Origin of the sequence: Synechococcus sp. GFB01 (assembly GCF_001039265.1) — a bacterium.
Classification (GTDB): domain Bacteria; phylum Cyanobacteriota; class Cyanobacteriia; order PCC-6307; family Cyanobiaceae; genus NIES-981.
This window is the reverse complement of the sequence record NZ_LFEK01000116.1, coordinates 1-16,642: the sequence shown is the minus strand read 5'-3', so window position 1 is coordinate 16,642 and position 16,642 is coordinate 1. Positions and strand designations below refer to the sequence as shown.

The following is a 16,642-nucleotide window of genomic DNA, read 5'->3' as shown; positions in this document are numbered from 1 at the left end:
CATCGGCCGGATGGGCTGAATCGTAGGAAGCTGGGCCCCAGCCGCCGACCCGCCATGGCCGATCTCGCTGCTCCGTCGCTGCCGGTGGGGCCGATCGGCATCGTCGGCCTGGGCCTGATCGGCGGCTCACTGGGGCTGGATCTGCAGGCTCGCGGACGCGTTGTGCGGGCTCTGGTGCACCGGGAGGCCACCGCGGAGCGCGCCCGCGCACGCGGACTGGCCACAGTGGTGAGCACCGATGGGGCGCTGCTGGCCGACTGCGTCCTGGTGGTGCTGGCCCTGCCCCTGGATCGGCTGCTGGAGCCTCCGCCGGACCTGGTGGCGGCCCTGCCGCAGCGGGCGGTGATCACCGATGTGGGTTCGGTGAAGCAGCCGGTGCTGGCCTGCTGGCGTGAGCTGCATCCGCGTTTCGTGGCCAGCCACCCGATGGCCGGCACAGCCCTGGCGGGGGTGGAGGCGGGCCTGGCGGGTCTGTTCGCCGGCCGGCCCTGGGTGGCGACGCCGGAGGCCGATACCGATCCGGCCGCGCTGGCAGCGGTGCAGGCCCTGGCGGAGCTGCTGGGCGCCAAGTGGATCCGCTGCGGGGCGATCGAGCACGACCGGTCGGTGGCGCTGATCTCCCACCTTCCCGTGCTCGCCAGTGCGGCCCTGCTGACCAACGCCGATCGCGCTGGCGCCGCCAGTGGCCTGAGCCTTCTAGTGCGGACCCTGGCCTCGAGCGGCTTTGCCGACACCACCCGGGTGGGTGGGGGCAACCCGCAGCTCGGCACCCTGATGGCCCGCTGCAACCGCGAGGCGGTGCAGGCGGCGCTGGGCAGCTATCGCCAGCAGATCGAACACATCGAGCAGCTGCTGCAGCAGGGCGACTGGCCGGCACTGCAGCAGCTGCTGGAGCAGGCCAGCGCGCTGCGGCCTGAGTTCGTCGCCTCGCTCAGCTGAGCCGCAGCGAGCGCCCCCGCTCTGCCAGCAGCTGGCGGCAGGCCATCAGGGCCGAGAGCCCCACGGCAGCGGTGCCCTCGCCGGGGTGGATCGAATCGCCGCAGAGCCAGAGGCCCGGCAGCGGCGTGCGGCTGGCCAGACCGAACGGTCCGAAGCGGCTGGGGTGCTGGCCCAGCCCGCCCACGAAGCCGAAGGGCCTGCCGGTCCAGCGGGCAAAGCCACGCGGGGTGGCCAGTTCGGCGTGGAGCCATTGCTGCGGCGCGATGCCCAGCAGCTCTCGCAGGCCCTCTGCACCCCGGCCATCGCCGCGGCCTTGGCCTCGCCATACACCTCGTCGGCCATGTCGAACCAGGGTCGGGCCGGCGTGAACACGCTGGCGATCACGGTGGCCTGGCCCGCCGGGGCGCGACCGTCGCCATCCCGGCTCACCGACACGAACAACGACCCCGGCACCGGCCAGTCGCGCTGGAGATGGGCCGGACAGGCCTCCGGCAGGCGCTCGCGGGCGCAGGCTCCGTAGAACACCAGCGCGCCTGAAGGGTCGGGAAGGTTGGTGAGGCGCTGCCGGTAGCCCGCTGGCAGCTGGTCTCCGAGCAGCGCAGGCAGGCTCTGCACCGGCAGGGCCAGCACCACATCGCGGGCTCCCAGGCTGAAGCGCTGGCCCCGCACCCGCCAGATGGCGTCGTTCCGCTGCACCTGCAGCACCCGGTGACGCAGTCGCAGCCGCCCGCCGCGGCAGGCCAGGGCCTGCTCCAGCTGCTGGCTGAGCACCTGCATCGAGCCCTGCAGATGCCACAGACCCAGGGGCGCCTGGCCCATGGCCAGCACTGTGGCGCCGTAGAGCGCGGCGGTGCGGTCGGCGGGCTCCTGGGAGTAGAGCCGCAGCTGCAGATCGAGGAAGCGGCGCAGCCGACCGTCGCCGCCGCAGCCTGTGAGGGTCAGCAGATCGGCCACCGTGGCCCCCGCCAGCAGGCCACTGGCCAGATTGGCCGGCCTCAGGGCCGGCAGCAGCTGGCCCAGGTCCCAGATACTGCGGGGCGGCAGCACAGGATCGCGGCTGGCGAAGCCCCAGTTGGCACCGTGCAGGGCGGCGCAGAGGCGCCAGAAGGGCTCACGCCCCGGAAACTGCTGCTCGCGCTCCGCCGCCCAGCGCTCAGGGTCGCGCCAGATGCGCACCGGCGGGCGACCATCGGCCAGGTCCACCACGCAGGCCGGGTCGAGCGGGGTGGCGTGCGGCAGCGGCAGACCGAAGTGGCTGAGCAGACGCTGGTGGCTGCCGCCGGGTTCGAGCCCGGCCACCTGGGTGGCGCCCACATCGAAGGTGTAGGGGCCGCGGCGGAAGGTGCCGGCGCAGCCGCCGCTCTGGTGGTGCGCTTCCAGCAGCTCCACCGCCAGTCCCTCACGGGCCAGCAGGGCTGCCGCCGTGAGGCCGGCGAGGCCCGCACCCACCACCACCACATCGCAGCTGGAGGCGCCGGACTGCTCCATGGCGGCATGCTGGCAGGGCCGCGGCGGACACGGCCCGATGCACGACTGGGTGGCCCGACAGCTGGGCAGCGAGGTGGTGGCCCGGCGGCCGCTGGGCGGCGGCTGCATCCACAGCGCCTGGTGCCTCGAGCTGGCGGACGGCCGGCGGGTGTTTGCCAAGACCAACAACGCCTCGGCCCTGCCGCTGCTGGCCGCGGAGGCCGAGGGGCTGGCGGCCCTGGCCCGCTGGGCGACACCACCGCTGCGGCTGCCGGAGCCGCTGGCACTGGGAGCGACCGGCGATGCGGCGGTGCTGCTGCTGAGCTGGCTGGAGCTGGCTGCCGCAGGCCATCGGGGAGAAGCCTGGGCGTCGCTGGGGGCCGCCCTGGCGGACCTGCACCGTGCCAGCGCAGCCGGCGAGCCGGGTCGGGGCTATGGCTTCGGATCCGACAACTTCATCGGCTCCTCACCCCAGCCCAACGGCTGGATGGAACGCTGGGAGCGGTTTTTCGTGGAACGACGCCTGACACCTCAGCTGGCTCGCGCTGCCCAGCGGGGATGTCCCTTCGTCCGGTCCGCGGCCCTGCTGCATCGGGCCGCTGAGCTGCTGGCCGATCACAGCTGCAGCCCGGTGCTGGTGCATGGTGATCTCTGGAGCGGCAATGCGGCCCTGCTGGCCGATGGCGATGTGGCCGTGTTCGACCCCGCGGTGTACTGGGGGGATCGGGAGGTGGATCTGGCCATGGCGCGGCTGTTCGGGGGGTTCCCCGAGGCCTTCTTCGCCGGTTATCAGAACCGATGGCCGTTGCCGGCCGACTGGCCGCAACGGCTCGAGCTCTACAACCTGTATCACCTGATCAACCACGCGAACCTCTTCGGCGGCGGCTATCAGCGTCAGGCCCAGGCAGTGATCGATCGGCTGCTGCGGTGATCCGTCAGCAGCCAGGGAAGCAGGGATGGAGCAGCCTGGCTTCAGCCAGGTACTCCTCGCGCAGTGTCTTCAGCTTGCTGGCCACGGCAGCGCGCTTGTCGCCGGTCGTGAGGTTGTTCCAGCTCCACTGGCCCACCACCACCAGACCCAGCAGCTCCAGCAGACCAGGGACCACCGGCAGCAGGTTGATCGTGTCGAGCACACCCTTGATCAGGATCTGGGCCACGATGACCACCACCAGAACGCCGACCGCCTTGCCGATCCGCCCCATCTGGCTCCAGTCGACCTGGTCGAGGCTGCTGTTCACCTTGGAGAGGATCTCGGCGTAGCGCTCGCTGAAGTTGACGGTCGACTCCTCCGCGTGGGTGTCGCTGGCTGAATCGGCGCCCTGCTCCTTGATGTCGGGGATGTCTGTGGTGGTGTCGATCATGGGCTGCAGCAGGGGTGCCGCCGGAAGGAACGCTCCTTAACGTATCGGTGTGGATGGGCCGGTGCCAGTCGAGCTGCGGACGGATGTCCAAGTGCTCACCGTTCTGAAGGCGGTGCTGGCCGCCGCGGCGCCCAGCGAGGGTTGTGCCCTGCTGCTCGGCTGCCGGCGGGGATCCAGCTGGCAGCTGCGCTGGATCTGGCCCTGCTGCAATGCCTGGGACGCTCCAGTCGAGCGGGTCCGACGCTTCGCCATCGATCCGCGCGAGCAGCTGCTGGCCCAGAAGTGGGGACGGGCGCGGGGCCTGGAGGTGCTGGGCGCCGCCCACAGCCACCCGCACAGCGATGCGCAACCCTCCGGCACCGATCTGGAGCTGACGTTTCGCCCTGCCCTGATGGTGATCCTTGGCCAGGGAGGCGACTGCCGGGCCTGGTGGCTGCCGGACCCGTGCGGTGCGCTGCCCGCCGCGCCGCTGCAGTTGCCGTGGAGAATGGACGATTGATCGTGCCGGAGGTCTGCGCATCCGGCCGGATGACTCATCGCCATGCTCCCTCCCGACATCAGCGGCGTTCAGCTCAGCCCCGATGAGGTGGCCCGCTTCTCGCGGCACCTGATCCTGCCGGAGATCGGCATGGACGGGCAGAAGCGGCTCAAGGCCGCCTCGGTGCTGTGTGTGGGCACCGGTGGCCTGGGTTCGCCGCTGCTGCTCTATCTGGCCGCCGCCGGCGTGGGCCGCATCGGCATCGTCGATTTCGATGTGGTGGATCACTCCAACCTGCAGCGTCAGGTGATCCACGGCACCAGCTGGGTGGGCAAGCCCAAGATCGAATCGGCGAAGGCCCGCATCCTCGAGATCAACCCTTACTGCCAGGTGGATCTCTACGAGACCGCTCTCACCAGCGAGAACGCTCTGGAGATAATCGAGCCCTACGACCTGGTCTGCGACGGCACCGACAACTTCCCCACCCGCTATCTGGTCAACGACGNCTGCGTGCTGCTGGGCAAGCCGAACGTGTACGGCTCGATCTTCCGCTTCGAGGGCCAGGCCACGGTTTTCAACCTGGATGAGAACAGCCCCAACTACCGCGATCTCTTCCCCGAGCCGCCGCCGCCGGGCATGGTGCCCTCCTGCGCCGAGGGCGGCGTGGTGGGAGTGCTGCCCGGCATCATCGGGGTGATCCAGGCCACCGAGGCGGTGAAGATCATCACCGGCATCGGCACCACCCTCAGCGGGCGGCTGCTGCTCTTCGATGCCCTGGCCATGAGGTTCCGCGAACTCAGGCTGCGCCCCCACCCGGNACGCCCGCAGATCGACGAGCTGATCGACTACCAGGAGTTCTGCGGTGTGGGCGGTACGGCGCCAGGCCAGGAGGAGGCCGGCTCCGTGCCCAGCATCACGGTGGCGGAGCTGAAAACGGTGATCGACGGTCAGCTGGAGGACATCCTGCTGCTGGACGTGCGCAATCCCCAGGAAGCCGAGATCGCGGTGATCCCTGGCTCGGTGCTGATGCCGCTGGATCGCATCGAGAGCGGCGAGGCGATCGAGGATGTGCGACGTCTGGCGCAGGGCAAGAAGCTGTATGTGCACTGCAAGCTCGGTGGCCGCAGCGCCAAGGCGCTGCTGGCCCTGGGCCGTCACGGCATCGAGGGCATCAACGTGAGCGGCGGCATCGACGCCTGGAGCCAGGAGGTGGATCCGGAGGTGCCGCGCTACTGAGCCCGTTCAGTAATCCACCCCTCGCTTGAGGTTCACGCCCCGCTCGGCGTAGTGCTTGTGGCACACCATCTCGGAGTGCACGCTGGCCAGATCGAAATAGGCGGGTCGGTTCTTGCAGCGGCCGGTCAGGATCACCTCGGTTTCCGCCGGTTTGCGCAGCAGCGTCTGCACGATCGGCTCCACCGGCAGCAGCTCCAGATCCACGGTGGGGTTGATCTCATCGAGGATCACCGTCTTGTAGAGGCCGCTGGAGATGGCGGCGCGGGCGATCTCCCAGGCCCGCTCCGCCTCCACGTAGTCGATCGGCTGCTGCTGGCCGCGCCACACGATCGCATCGCGCCCGGAGCGCAGATGATCGACCAGATGCGGGTAGCTCTCGCGCAGGGCTGCGATCGCCGCGTCCTCGGTGTAGCCCTTGCCCCCCTTGAGCCACTGCAGGATCAGCACCCGGTGGCTCTTGTCCTGGCTGATGCCCCGCCCGATCGCCTGCAGCGCCTTGCCCAGCGCGCTGGTGCTCTTGCCCTTGCCCTCGCCGGTGTAGATCTCGATGCCATCGAGCCCCCCCTCGCCCTGGTGGGCGCGCATCTCCGAGTGGAGGTCGGCCAGCTGGATCAGCTGGCGTGGTGCCGCGCGACCGGTGCAGATCACCTCCATGCCGTCGGGCTTGGCGGCCAGCGTGCGGCACACCTCCTCGGTGTCGAGCAGGCCCAGATCCAGCACCGGGTTGAGCTCATCGAGCACCACCACCGAGTAGAGGTTGCTGGCGATCGCCCCCTTGGCGATGTCCCAGCCCCGCTGGGCTTCCTGCCGATCGAAGGGTGTCACCTCCTCGGCGGTGAAGAAGTCACCCCGGCCGGTGCGCACCTGGTCGATCAGATGAGGGAAGCCCTGCTGGAGAGCCTCGATCGCGGCGTCCTCGTCGTAGGCGCGGCCCGGCCCTTTGAGGAAGCGGAGCAGCAGCACCCGGGTGCGTTTCTGTTCACAGATCCCCAGGCCGATCGTGCGCAGCACCACGCCCAGGGCCGCCTGGCTCTTCCCCTTGCCGTCACCGTCGTAGACATGCAGCTGCCCGTGGGCGCGCTCGTCGCGGTCGGCGGCCGTGCGGATGCCGATTCCCCGGCCGCTGCCCCGTTGCGGCGATTGGGTCCGGGCCTGCGGCGATCGGGTGCTGGAGCTCATGAACACCGCCGGCTCCTCGCGATGTTACCGGCGGCGGGAGGTTGCAGGGCTGGCTGCCAGGGGCGAAGAGGCGGCTGAGGATGCTCACCGCTGGGCCGGTTCCTGCCAGGATCCGCTCAGCCTGTGTTGATGCCGCGCCTCGCCCGATGTTCCGCCTGCTTGAGAGCCTGCCCGCTCCTCTGGAGCAGGCGCTGCAGCGGCTGCGGGCTCAGCTGGCCGCTCAACCAGCCGTGGTGGTGGCCTATTCCGGTGGGGTCGACAGCGCACTGGTGGCGGCCCTCGCGGTCGAGCAGTGCGGCGATGGAGCACTCGCGGTCACGGGGGTGTCCCCCGCCCTGGCGCCCCATCTGCGTGCCGAGGCGGCCGAACAGGCCCGTTGGCTGCGGATCCGTCACAGGGAGATCCCCACCGCTGAGCTGCGCGATCCCGCCTATGCCGACAACCCAGCGGATCGCTGCTACGCCTGCAAGCGCGAGCTGCATCGGCTGCTGGGGCCGCTCGCTGCCGAGCTTGCGGCCGCGGGCCGCCCCGACACCCCGGTGCTCGACGGTGTGAATGCCGACGACCTCAGCGAGCACCGCCCCGGTATCCGGGCCGCCCGCGAGGCCGGGGTGCGCTCGCCCTGGCCGAGCAGGGCATCGGCAAGGCCGAGGTGCGGCAGCTCTCCCGCGCCCTGGGCCTGCCCTGGTGGGACAAGCCGGCCCAGCCCTGTCTGGCCTCCCGCTTTCCCTATGGCGAGCCGATCACCGCTGCGCGGCTGCAGCGGGTCGCGGCCGCGGAGGACTGGTTGCGGCAGCAAGGCTGGCGGGAACTCCGGGTGCGCAGCCAGGGGGAGGCGGCCCGGATCGAGTTGCCCGCCGATCAGCTGGTCGAGGCTCTGCGGCGCTGGTCGGATACCGAGTGCCGCACGGAGCTGGTCGACGCCTTCACGGCGCTGGGCTTCAGCGCCGTGAGCCTGGATCTCGAGGGCCTGGTGAGCGGCAAGCTGAATCGCGTCCTGTCGGCGTAGCACGGCCCGGCTGCGGTCGAGCCGCCGGCCGGGAAGCTGTGCGCAGGGTGGTTCAGGCAGCCAGGGCCGGCTCGCGCTCGCTGCCGGCAACGCTGGAGGGGGTTTCGCGGCGGAAGCTGGTCAGCTTGTGTCTGCCTGCTCCGAGCTCGTCGGCCAACACCTGGCAGGCCCGCTCAGGCATGGTGTGATCGCCGCAGGTGAACACATCCACGGCGGCGTAGCCCGATTCCGGCCACGTGTGAATCGAGATGTGGGATTCGGCCAGCAGGGCCAGGCCCGTCACGCCCTGGGGTTCGAAGCGGTGGGTGATCAGGTTAAGCAGGGTGGCACCAGCCCGTTTCGCTGCTGAGGTGATGGTGTCCCTGAGGAAAGCTTCGTCGTCGAGCCTGGCGCTGTCGCAGTCGTAGAGCTCGAGGATGCAGTGTTTCCCGACCGTTTCGGAAATCTGATGGGGCAGGGGCGCGGCCTGTTGGGCTGCGGTGGCTCCCGTCCATCCCGGGTTGGGGTGGAGGCAGGGCAGGCTCTGGGTCATCGAAGTCGATCACACAAGCTGATCACCATACGCGCTGAACGCTGGTTGTGGAACGGGTTGTAAGGGCCTCTTGGTTCAGGCGGCGCACAGTCGGCCGGCCTCCATGCGCACCACCTGGCTGTGCCGGCGCCAGCCGCCGCTGAAGGCCTCCAGATGGGTGGCGCTCACCAGGCACTGGTGCCCGTCGCCCACCGCTTCCAGGAGCAGCCCCTGGCGGCCCAGGTCGAGCTCGGCCAGCACATCGTCGAGCAGCAGCAGCGGTGGTTCGCCCACCACCTGGCGCACCAGTTCCAGTTCGGCCAGTTTGAGCGCCAGCACGGTGGTGCGTTGCTGTCCGGCCGAACCGAAGCGCCGGGCCGGCTGGCCGGCCAGCAGCAGCTCCACCTCATCGCGATGGGGCCCCGCCGTGCACTGGCCCAGCCGCAGTTCCTCGGCCCGCTGCCCCGCCAGCTGGTCCGCCAGAGCCCTGCGCCAGGGCTCCTCCGCCTCCTCTTGCGGCAGCAGGGTGCCTGGCCGGTAGACCAGGCTGAGCTGCTCCCGCCCACCGCTCAGCCGTTGCTGCCATGCCGCCGCCAGGGGTTCCAGGCGCCGCAGGGCACGCCAGCGCCGACGGTGCAGCCGCGTGCCGATCGTGGCCTGCTGCAGGTCGAAGGCCTCCAGCAGAGCCTGCGGATCGCTGCCGCCGAGGCTGCGGCGCAGCAGCTGGCTGCGCTGGCGCAGCAGGCGCGCGTAGCGGCTGAGCAGGTCGCCGTAGACCGGCTCCAGCTGCAGCACGATCCGATCCAGCCAGCGGCGCCGTTGGCTCGGTTCGCCGCGCACCAGTTCGAGATCGAGGGCGCTGAAGCTGACGCACCGCAGACTGCCGAGCAGGTCGTGCTGGCGCTCCAGGGGTTTGGCGTTCCTCAGCGCCAGGCGACCGCCCCGCTGGCGCAGCTCCAGTTCGAGCAGATCGCCGCCGCTGGTGCGGGTGCGCAGGCGGCTTGAGCTCTGGCCGAGCTGGATCAGCTCGCGGTCGCTGCTGCTGCGGTGCGAGCGCAGGCTGCCCAGCAGTTCCACCGCCTCCAGGAGGTTGGATTTGCCCTCCCCGTTGCGGCCCACCACCAGCAGCCTCGGCGCCTCCAGCGCCAGTTCCAGGCCGGTGATGTTGCGGAAATGCAGCAGCTCAAGGCGTTGCAGCCGGATGGGTCCGAGGCGGCCAGCGGTTAAGGTAGGAGGAGCCGGCAACGGCCACGGGCATGTAGCTCAGTTGGATAGAGCATCAGATTCCGGTTCTGAGTGTCGGGGGTTCGAGTCCCTCCATGCTCGCCTTCCTCAGGCCCCGTTCCGTGCCTTCGGGCACCTCTTCGCTTGCCTTTCTCAGTGCTCTGAGGAGGGCAAGCGGAGTTTTTGTTGCTGATGCCCGAGAGCAGCCCGGGTGCTCAGCGCAGCCGCAGTCCCATGGCCCTGATGCCACCGGGGTCGAGCACGAAGCCATGTCGCTCCAGGGCCCGCAGAGCCTCCGGGGGTGCCGAGAGGGAGATGCTGCAGCCTGCCAGTTCGCGTCGCAGCCGCTGCAGGGAGCCGTGCACCAGAGCCTGCAGGATCGCACCCCGGCCCGGATCCGCCGGATTGCTGAGCAGATCCCAGAGGTTGGCGTTGAGAGCCAGATCGCTGGTGGCGCGCACGAACCCCAGCAGCTCGCCGCCTGCCCCCGTGACGGCCAGGTGCCAGAGGCTGCGCTCCAGGAGCCGTTGCCAGCGCTCCTGCGGGCGAGGGGCCTCGCCGGCCAGCTGAAGCAGCCGGTTGAGGCCGTCGCAGTCTGGCCAGGAATTCTGCAGCAGCTGGCAGCCCTCCGGCAGGCGAGGGGCCGGCGGCTGGCTGCGGAAGGGGAGCAACAGGGATTCCAGGATCGTCAGCCGGTGTTGCGCATCCCGGCGGCGATGCCGTTGATGGTGAGCAGGGCCCCGCGCAGCAGTTCGCTGCGGCTGTAGGTGCGGCCATCGCCGTCCGGCGCGGCGGCTTCGCTCATCGGTGGCTGGCGGTTCTGGTCGCGCAGTCGGCGCAGCAGGGCCACCTGAAGGAATCCCAGCGGCACGATCGTGCGGTTGCGCAGATCCACGGAGAGCTGCAGGGCGGGGTCGCCATCCAGCAGCCGCTGGTGGCCGGTGATCCTCAGCACCAGCGCCCGGGTGAGGCTGAACTCGCTGGCGATGGTCTCGAAGATCCCCTCGAAGGCCGGCCTCGACTCCGGTCTGCTGAGGGCCTGCACGTAGTGATGGGCCAGTTCGATGTCGACCTTGGAGAGCGTCATCTCCACCTTCGAGATCAGCATGCGGAAGAAGGGCCAGCGCTGATAGAGCAGCTGGAGCAGTTCCATCTGGCCGGGATCGCGGTCGAGTTCCTCCTGCAGCGCCGCCCCCACCCCGAACCAGCTGGGCAGCAGAAAACGGCTCTGGGTCCAGCCGAAGACCCAGGGAATCGCCCGCAGGCTGGAGAGATCCCGTGCGCCGCTCTTGCGCCGGGCCGGCCGGCTCGAGATCTGCAGCTTGCTGATCTCCTCGATCGGCGTGCACTGCTGGAAGAACTCCACCAGGTCGGGGTTGTCGTGCACCAGTGCCCGGTAGAAGTCGCGCGAGCGCGCGGCCAGGCGCTCCATCAGGGCATTCCAGCTGGGGGTGTTATCGAGGGGGGTGCTCACCAGGCTGTTCTGGATCACCGCGGTGGTGACCGTCTCCAGGTTGTAGAGGGCCAGCTCGGGAAGGGCGTATTTCGAGGCCAGCACCTCGCCCTGCTCGGTGATCTTGATGCGGCCGTTGAGCGTGCCGCTGGGTTGGGCCAGGATCGCCTGGTAGGCCGGCCCACCGCCGCGACCGACCGAGCCGCCGCGGCCGTGGAAGATCCTCAGGGCCACGCCGTGGCGGCTGGCCAGCTGCTGCAGGGCGATCTGGGCCTTGTGGATCTCCCAGTTGCTGGAGAGGAAGCCGGAGTCCTTGTTGCTGTCGGAGTAGCCGAGCATCACCTCCTGAAGCGGCTGATCGCCGTCGCCGCCGGCCAGCAGCCTGCGGTAGCAGGGCTGGCTGAACAGCGCCTCCATCACGGCCGGGGCCCCCTGCAGGTCCTCCACCGTCTCGAACAGCGGCACCACCAGCAGGGAGGAGCGCTCAGCCACCGGATCCACCACGCCGGCCTCCTTGGCCAGCAGCAGCACCTCCAGCAGGTCCGACACCGTGTGGCTCATCGAGATCACGTAGGTGCGGCAGATGCGGGTGCCGAATTCCAGCTGCAGCCGCTGCAGCATGCGGAACACGGCGAAGGTCTCCGCCGTGGGAGGACTCCACCGGGCCGCGGCGGGCACAAGAGGGCGGCGGGTCTGCAGCTCGGCCAGCAGCCAGGCCACCTTCTCGTCCTCCGCCATGTCGCCGTAGGGAACCGGCAGCCGCAGGTAGCGGGTCAGTTCGTCGAGGGCATCGCTGTGGCGGGTGCTCTCCTGGCGGATGTCCAGGCTGGCCAGGCAGAAGGCGAAGATCTGGGCCTGGCTGATCAGATGCTGCAGCGCCTCACAGGTCAGGCCGGTGCTCGCCAGGCTCTGCTGCACGAGCTCCAGGTCGCTGCGGAAGTCATCCACCGTGGCGTAATGGAGATCAGCACCGCCGCCCATGGCCAGACCGCCGCCGCTGCTGCCCCCGGGCACGGCGCTGGCTTCACAGGGCATCTCCCAGCCGGCTTGGGCCAGTTGCTGATTGCGCTGGTGGGTGAGCTCCAGGCGCTCGAGCACATAGCTGAGCTTGAGCCGGTAGGGCTCGAGTCGGTAGCGGGCTGCCCGTTCCTCGTAGATCTCGGGGAAGCGCAGCCGGTCCATCTCCAGGGATTCGAGCAAGGCCGCACTCACCTGGCTCCACTGCATCGAGATGCTGAGCTGGTCGCGCAGCTCGGCCACCGCCTTGATGTAGCGCTCCAGCATCAGCTGCCGCTGATAGCAGGCCGTGCGCCAGGTGATCTCCGGAGTCACCGAAGGGTTGCCATCCCGGTCGGAGCCCACCCAGGAGCCGAAGCTGCAGAAGGCGTCGCGAGGCGGCTCCACATCGGGATAGCTTTCGGTCAGGGCGGTGCGGATGCGCTTGCGGAGCAGCGGCATCGCCTCGAACAGCACCTGATGGAAATAGTGGAGGGCGTAATCCACCTCATCCAGCACGGTGGGTTTGAACTGATGCAGTTCATCGGTGCGCCACCACAGGCGGATCTCCTCCTCGAGCTGCTGGCGCAGGCTGCGCAGCTCCAGGGAGTTCAGGCTGGTGTCCTGTTGCAGCTGCTGGATCAGGGTGGCCACGCGGCGCTGCTTGTGCCGCACGGTGTGCCGCACGATCTCGGTGGGATGAGCCGTGAACACCAGCCGCAGGTCGAGATCGCGCAACAGCGTTTCCAGCTGCGCCGGGGGCACATTCAGAGCCCGCAGCCGCTTGAAGAGCTGGCGGAAGGTGGCCGGATCGCTCTGGCTGGCCAGGGCCGGCAGGAACGGGTCGCTGGGGGCGGCCTCAGGATGGGTGTGCAGGCTGTGGAGATAGCTGTCCTCCTCGATGTGCTGCTCGAGGATGTTGACCAGCTGGAAATAGAGGGAGAAGGCCCGTGCCGCGGCGATCGCCTCGGCCAGGTCCATGGTGCGGATCAGCTCCACGATCGCGGCGGCTGTGTCGCGGCTGTCCTCGCCACTGGCGCTGAGCTGCTTGAGCTGCAGGAGCCGCTCGGCCTGCTCCGGCGGACATTCGCTGCGCAGCACCGTCTGCCACAGGTCCTCCACCAGTTCCATCCGCTCCGCAAGAAGGCGGGACACCCGGGGCGAGGGTTCGCCGGTCGGGACCAGCGCGGTCGGCAGGGAAGCGGGGTCGGCGGCTTGCATGATGCCGATCATCCCAAAAGGCAGGCACGCCCGTCTGTGACCAGCTTGGCCAGCTGCGCTTCCCGCTTCGCCAGGGCGGCCGCATCGCTGGCCACGATCGCGCCCACGGCTTCACCGGCCCGATGGCGACGCAGCCAGTCGATCGCCTGATTGCCGTGCTCCAGCACGGATTCCAGTTCGACCAGCAGCTGGGTCAGCCCCAGCTCGGCCGCCAGCGGGGCCATGGTCTCCAGATTGGAGCGCAGCCACTGCCGTGCCTGGATCGGGCTGCCGTCACTCCAGTGCTGCAGGGTTGCGTCCAGGCTGGAGCGGGCGGCGGTCCGGTCGTTGGCATCGGCCAGTTCGGCCAGCTCAGCGGGGGTGAGGTCGCTGGCCTGGAGGGGATCCCATCGCTCGGGCTGGCGCAGCAGCTGCTGCATCCGCACTTCGGCGTAGGCGGTGATCGCCAGCAGCAACAGCGGGTCGGCGACCAGATCGCAGATGCGGATCTCCACCCGGTTGAGCTCGCGGGGCCGGTCGGGTCCGTTGGGCCGCACCGATGTCCAGAGGTGGCGCACGTTCTGCATGGCTCCGCTCGCCAGCTGCTCCTCCATCCATGCCACGTAGTGCCCGTGATCGAGGAACAGGGGCACGCGGGGCGGCGTGAGCGGAAACTGCAGCCAGCGCTGGGAATGGGCTCCGGTGGGAGCCCCATCCAGGAAGGGGGAGCTGGCCGAGAGGGCCAGCAGGAGCGCCGCTTCACAGCGCAGCAGGCGCAGTGAGGCGAACAGCGGATCCATCGCCGTGAGCCCGAGGTTGATGTGCACGCTGGCGGTCACCACCCGGGTGCCGTAGCTGGCCTCGATGTAGGCGTGATAGGGGTTGGCAGGGTCGGAGCGCTCGAAGCGCCGGCTGTCGCCGGTGCTCAGGGTGCTGCCCGGCAGCAGGGTGAGTCCGCGGGCGGCGAGCCACTGACGCAGGCGACGCCGGGGTTCCAGCAGCAGCTCAAGCTGGCGCCTGTAGCTGGCTTCGGGGGGCGTGATGTACTCGAGATTGCGCTGATCGGGTTCCGTGACGAAACCGGGCAGCGCCTCAGCCACCTCCGCCGAGCAGCCCACCACCGTGCCATCGGCCCGGCCGGTGTACATCTCCACCTCGAAGCCCTTGGCCAGCAGGGCACTCATGGCCGGGCCGGCAGCAGACAGGCCAGGGCCTTGAGCATCCCCCGCGCCTTGTTGAGCGTCTCCTGGTACTCGGCCTCGGGCCTGGAATCGGCCACCACGCCGGCACCCGCCTGCACCTGGACCCGCCAGCCCCCTTCGGGATGGGGCAGAACGACCATGGTGCGGATCGTGATCGCCGTATTCAGAGCACCGGCCAGGTCCACCGCTCCATAGACGCCGGAGTAGGGCCCCGGGCATCGGGCTCGAGCGCATGGATCAGCTGCATGGCCCGGATCTTGGGGGCGCCGCTGACCGTGCCCGCCGGGAAGGAGGCCATCAGCAGATCCCACACCGTCCTGCCCTGGCGAGCAGGCCCTCCACCTGGCTCACGATGTGCATCACGTGCGAGTAGCGCTCGATCACCATCAGATCGCTCACCCGCACGCTGCCCGGCTCACAGACCCGGCCCAGGTCGTTGCGGCCCAGATCCACCAGCATCACGTGCTCGGCCCGCTCCTTGGGATCGGCCAGCAGGTCGGTCTCCAGCTCCTGGTCCTCCGCCTCATCAGCGCCCCGGGGGCGGGTCCCGGCGATCGGCCGCAGCGAGGCGCGGATGCCTCCGTTCGGCAGCGGATCGGCCTTCACCATCACCTCCGGACTGGAGCCGATCAGATACCAGCCGCCAAAATTGAAGAAGGCCATGTAGGGGGATGGATTCACCATCCGCAGGCTTCGGTAGAGCTCGAAGGGGTCGCGCTCGATGCGCGTCTCCAGTCGCTGGCTGAGCACCAGCTGAAAGACGTCGCCCGCGGCGATGTGCTCGCGTGCGCTGGCCACGGCGGCCTCGAAGTCGGCCTGGCCGCGATTGCTCTGTGGCTGCAGCCGCTCCACGATCTCGCGAGTCGGGGCATCGTGCCATTGCAGCGGCATGACCCCGGCGGGCANGGGCTCGTGCATGCGGCTCTCCAGCACATCGATGCGGGCAGCCGCTTCGGCGTAAGCCGTGTCGGGATCGGCGCCGCGGCTCAGGTCGGCGTAGGCGACTGNCGTGATCTGGCGCTTCACCTGATCGAACACGAGCAGGCTGTCGGCCAGCAGCCAGCAGCCGTCCGGGGGTGAATCCCCGGACGGTTCATGCACGGGCACGCTGGGCTCGATCCAGCGGATCAGTTCGTAACCCCAGAAGCCGAACAGTTGGCCCACCGGCGGCAGCCCCGGCACCGGCGCGCTGCGCAGTGGTTCCAGGCAGCGTTGCAGGAGGCTGAAGGGGTCGCCATCGAACTGCTCCGCCCGGCCGTCACGCCAGCGGCGCTGGCTCCGCTCGCCCCGATTGGTCAGGGTCCAGAGCGGGTCGGGCACGATGAAGCTCCAGCGGCCCAGCCGCTCACCCCCCTCCACGGATTCGAGCAGGACGCCATGGCTGCTGGTGGGACCCACCTTGAGCCAGGCGGTGAGAGGCGTTTCGAGATCCGCCGGCCAGCGCTTCCAGAGGGGAATGAAGGTGTGACCGGCGGCCAGATGGTCGCAGAACGGTTGATCCTGGGCCGCGGCGCTGCGGCATCCAAGCTGATCGGGGAGCGACATCGAACGACCAGACGGCNAAAAGCGGGGCCGCAGGCCCCGCCTTACTTCAGAGCTGGCTTGAGCAGGCTTCGGCGATCAGGCGTCGAAGGTGTTCTTGCCGGTGAACTTGAGATTGGCGGGATTGGGGTTGGCGCCGATCCGACGGGGATTGTGACCCACCATGGGGCGACCCTCGTTGACCTTCTCCGGAAAGACGCCGTCCTTGGGGTGCAGGAATTCGGTGTCGCCACCGGGATAGATCCGGTAGATCTTGAAATCCTCGATGCGGGGCTTGAACTTGGTGCGCAGCTGGGTGCCGAGGGCCAGGCACTGCTCCTTGCGGGCGAAATACATGATGTTTTCGCCTTCGTTCATGGTGGCGGCGCCGCCGGTGGGAAGCTCAAAGACCTGGGCCTTGGAGCTGGACCAGGTGATGGCGTATTTCTCCTCGGTTTCGGCGGCGTTGAGCAGGCCGCCGGTGCTGCCGATGTGCTTGGGAAGTTGACCGCTCAGCGCCGTTGCTGTCATGGCTGGAATTCAGGTGTCGGCAGACTGGTTCAGGCGGAAGCTAGCACTGCTGAATCGGCTGCCCGTGCCCGCCTCTGGCACTCTTCACACCCGTCAACAAAGCGGCCTCAGCCGGTGGTCGCCGTGGGGAAGAACACGGTGAGACCGCTGTCGCTGCGCTCGGTGAGGCGGCTGCCGAGGTGATGGAGCAGACGCTGCGTGGCCTCGCGGCTGAGCTGCAGGCTGCCGGTGGCGGGGTTCCAGCTCAGCACCGGTCCCACCAGGGATCGGTGGTCATCGCTGACGGTGCGGCCGGCGCGGTGGTGGCGCTGCTGAGCTGGAGCTTCAGGCGGGGG

The 16,642-nt window shown here is 69.4% G+C and carries 13 protein-coding genes, 1 tRNA gene and 3 pseudogenes; 6 read left to right on the top strand and 11 right to left on the bottom strand.

From position 1 onward, the window contains the following. Window positions 1–54 precede the first annotated feature (54 nt). A complete protein-coding gene (locus tag SYNGFB01_RS11270; RefSeq protein ID WP_048018100.1) occupies window positions 55–939 on the top strand; it encodes a prephenate/arogenate dehydrogenase in 885 nt (294 codons plus the stop codon). 45 nt (window positions 940–984) lie between these two features. Here SYNGFB01_RS11270 and crtD read toward each other — a convergent pair whose 3' ends face one another. After that, window positions 985–2,427, bottom strand: coding sequence for a C-3',4' desaturase CrtD (crtD, locus tag SYNGFB01_RS11265; RefSeq protein WP_369795557.1), 1,443 nt, complete (start codon window positions 2,425–2,427; stop codon window positions 985–987). Here crtD and SYNGFB01_RS11260 point away from each other — a divergent pair. Next, window positions 2,426–3,337, top strand: coding sequence for a fructosamine kinase family protein (locus SYNGFB01_RS11260; RefSeq protein ID WP_235300134.1), 912 nt, complete (start codon window positions 2,426–2,428; stop codon window positions 3,335–3,337). The genes crtD and SYNGFB01_RS11260 overlap by 2 nt on opposite strands. Window positions 3,338–3,341: 4 nt before the next feature. Here the strand turns inward: SYNGFB01_RS11260 and SYNGFB01_RS11255 are convergent, their stop codons facing one another. Then, complete coding sequence (locus tag SYNGFB01_RS11255; RefSeq protein ID WP_048018098.1) at window positions 3,342–3,767, bottom strand: CAAD domain-containing protein; 426 nt, start codon at window positions 3,765–3,767, stop codon at window positions 3,342–3,344. 91 nt (window positions 3,768–3,858) lie between these two features. Here SYNGFB01_RS11255 and SYNGFB01_RS11250 point away from each other — a divergent pair, with 91 nt between their 5' ends. Together SYNGFB01_RS11250 and moeB are read left to right on the top strand one after the other, a co-directional pair. Then, on the top strand, window positions 3,859–4,266 hold the full coding sequence (locus SYNGFB01_RS11250) for a M67 family metallopeptidase (protein ID WP_053068468.1): 408 nt from the start codon (window positions 3,859–3,861) through the stop codon (window positions 4,264–4,266). A 42-nt stretch (window positions 4,267–4,308) separates the two neighbouring features. Continuing rightward, complete coding sequence (moeB, locus tag SYNGFB01_RS11245; protein ID WP_048018096.1) at window positions 4,309–5,481, top strand: molybdopterin-synthase adenylyltransferase MoeB; 1,173 nt, start codon at window positions 4,309–4,311, stop codon at window positions 5,479–5,481. Window positions 5,482–5,487: 6 nt separating this feature from the next. Here moeB and SYNGFB01_RS11240 read toward each other — a convergent pair whose 3' ends face one another. Then, window positions 5,488–6,660: a cob(I)yrinic acid a,c-diamide adenosyltransferase gene (locus tag SYNGFB01_RS11240; RefSeq protein WP_048018132.1), complete on the bottom strand. Its 1,173-nt coding sequence runs from the start codon at window positions 6,658–6,660 to the stop codon at window positions 5,488–5,490. A gap of 146 nt (window positions 6,661–6,806) precedes the next feature. On the opposite strand from SYNGFB01_RS11240, the pseudogene larE reads away from it, so the two are divergent. Further along, a pseudogene (gene larE, locus SYNGFB01_RS11235) lies at window positions 6,807–7,669 on the top strand (ATP-dependent sacrificial sulfur transferase LarE). Window positions 7,670–7,721: 52 nt separating this feature from the next. On the opposite strand, the gene speD reads toward larE, so the two are convergent. Beyond that, window positions 7,722–8,201, bottom strand: coding sequence for an adenosylmethionine decarboxylase (speD, locus tag SYNGFB01_RS11230; protein WP_048018095.1), 480 nt, complete (start codon window positions 8,199–8,201; stop codon window positions 7,722–7,724). Between the two features lie 75 nt (window positions 8,202–8,276). Next, window positions 8,277–9,383 (bottom strand): DNA replication/repair protein RecF, encoded by a 1,107-nt coding sequence (gene recF, locus SYNGFB01_RS11225; RefSeq protein WP_082326009.1) that lies wholly within the window; start codon window positions 9,381–9,383, stop codon window positions 8,277–8,279. Window positions 9,384–9,432: 49 nt separating this feature from the next. Here recF and SYNGFB01_RS11220 point away from each other — a divergent pair. Then, window positions 9,433–9,506: transfer RNA gene (locus SYNGFB01_RS11220), tRNA-Arg, on the top strand. Between the two features lie 113 nt (window positions 9,507–9,619). Here the strand turns inward: SYNGFB01_RS11220 and SYNGFB01_RS11215 are convergent. The 6 genes and pseudogenes from SYNGFB01_RS11215 to SYNGFB01_RS11190 all read right to left on the bottom strand — a co-directional run. Further along, window positions 9,620–10,075 carry a hypothetical protein gene (locus SYNGFB01_RS11215; RefSeq protein ID WP_048017896.1) on the bottom strand — a complete coding sequence of 152 codons (456 nt, stop codon included), beginning with the start codon at window positions 10,073–10,075 and terminating at the stop codon, window positions 9,620–9,622. A gap of 17 nt (window positions 10,076–10,092) precedes the next feature. Further along, complete coding sequence (ppc, locus tag SYNGFB01_RS11210; protein WP_369795556.1) at window positions 10,093–13,074, bottom strand: phosphoenolpyruvate carboxylase; 2,982 nt, start codon at window positions 13,072–13,074, stop codon at window positions 10,093–10,095. Window positions 13,075–13,082: 8 nt separating this feature from the next. Continuing rightward, window positions 13,083–14,237 carry a glutamate--cysteine ligase gene (gene gshA / locus SYNGFB01_RS11205; protein ID WP_048018093.1) on the bottom strand — a complete coding sequence of 385 codons (1,155 nt, stop codon included), beginning with the start codon at window positions 14,235–14,237 and terminating at the stop codon, window positions 13,083–13,085. After that, window positions 14,234–15,800: pseudogene (locus tag SYNGFB01_RS11200) on the bottom strand (anthranilate synthase component I family protein). Before SYNGFB01_RS11200 ends, gshA begins: the two are co-directional and overlap by 4 nt. Window positions 15,801–15,875: 75 nt before the next feature. Beyond that, a complete protein-coding gene (locus SYNGFB01_RS11195) occupies window positions 15,876–16,307 on the bottom strand; it encodes a photosystem I reaction center subunit II PsaD (protein WP_048018092.1) in 432 nt (143 codons plus the stop codon). Between the two features lie 107 nt (window positions 16,308–16,414). Then, a pseudogene (locus SYNGFB01_RS11190) lies at window positions 16,415–16,642 on the bottom strand (hypothetical protein); the annotation flags it as partial.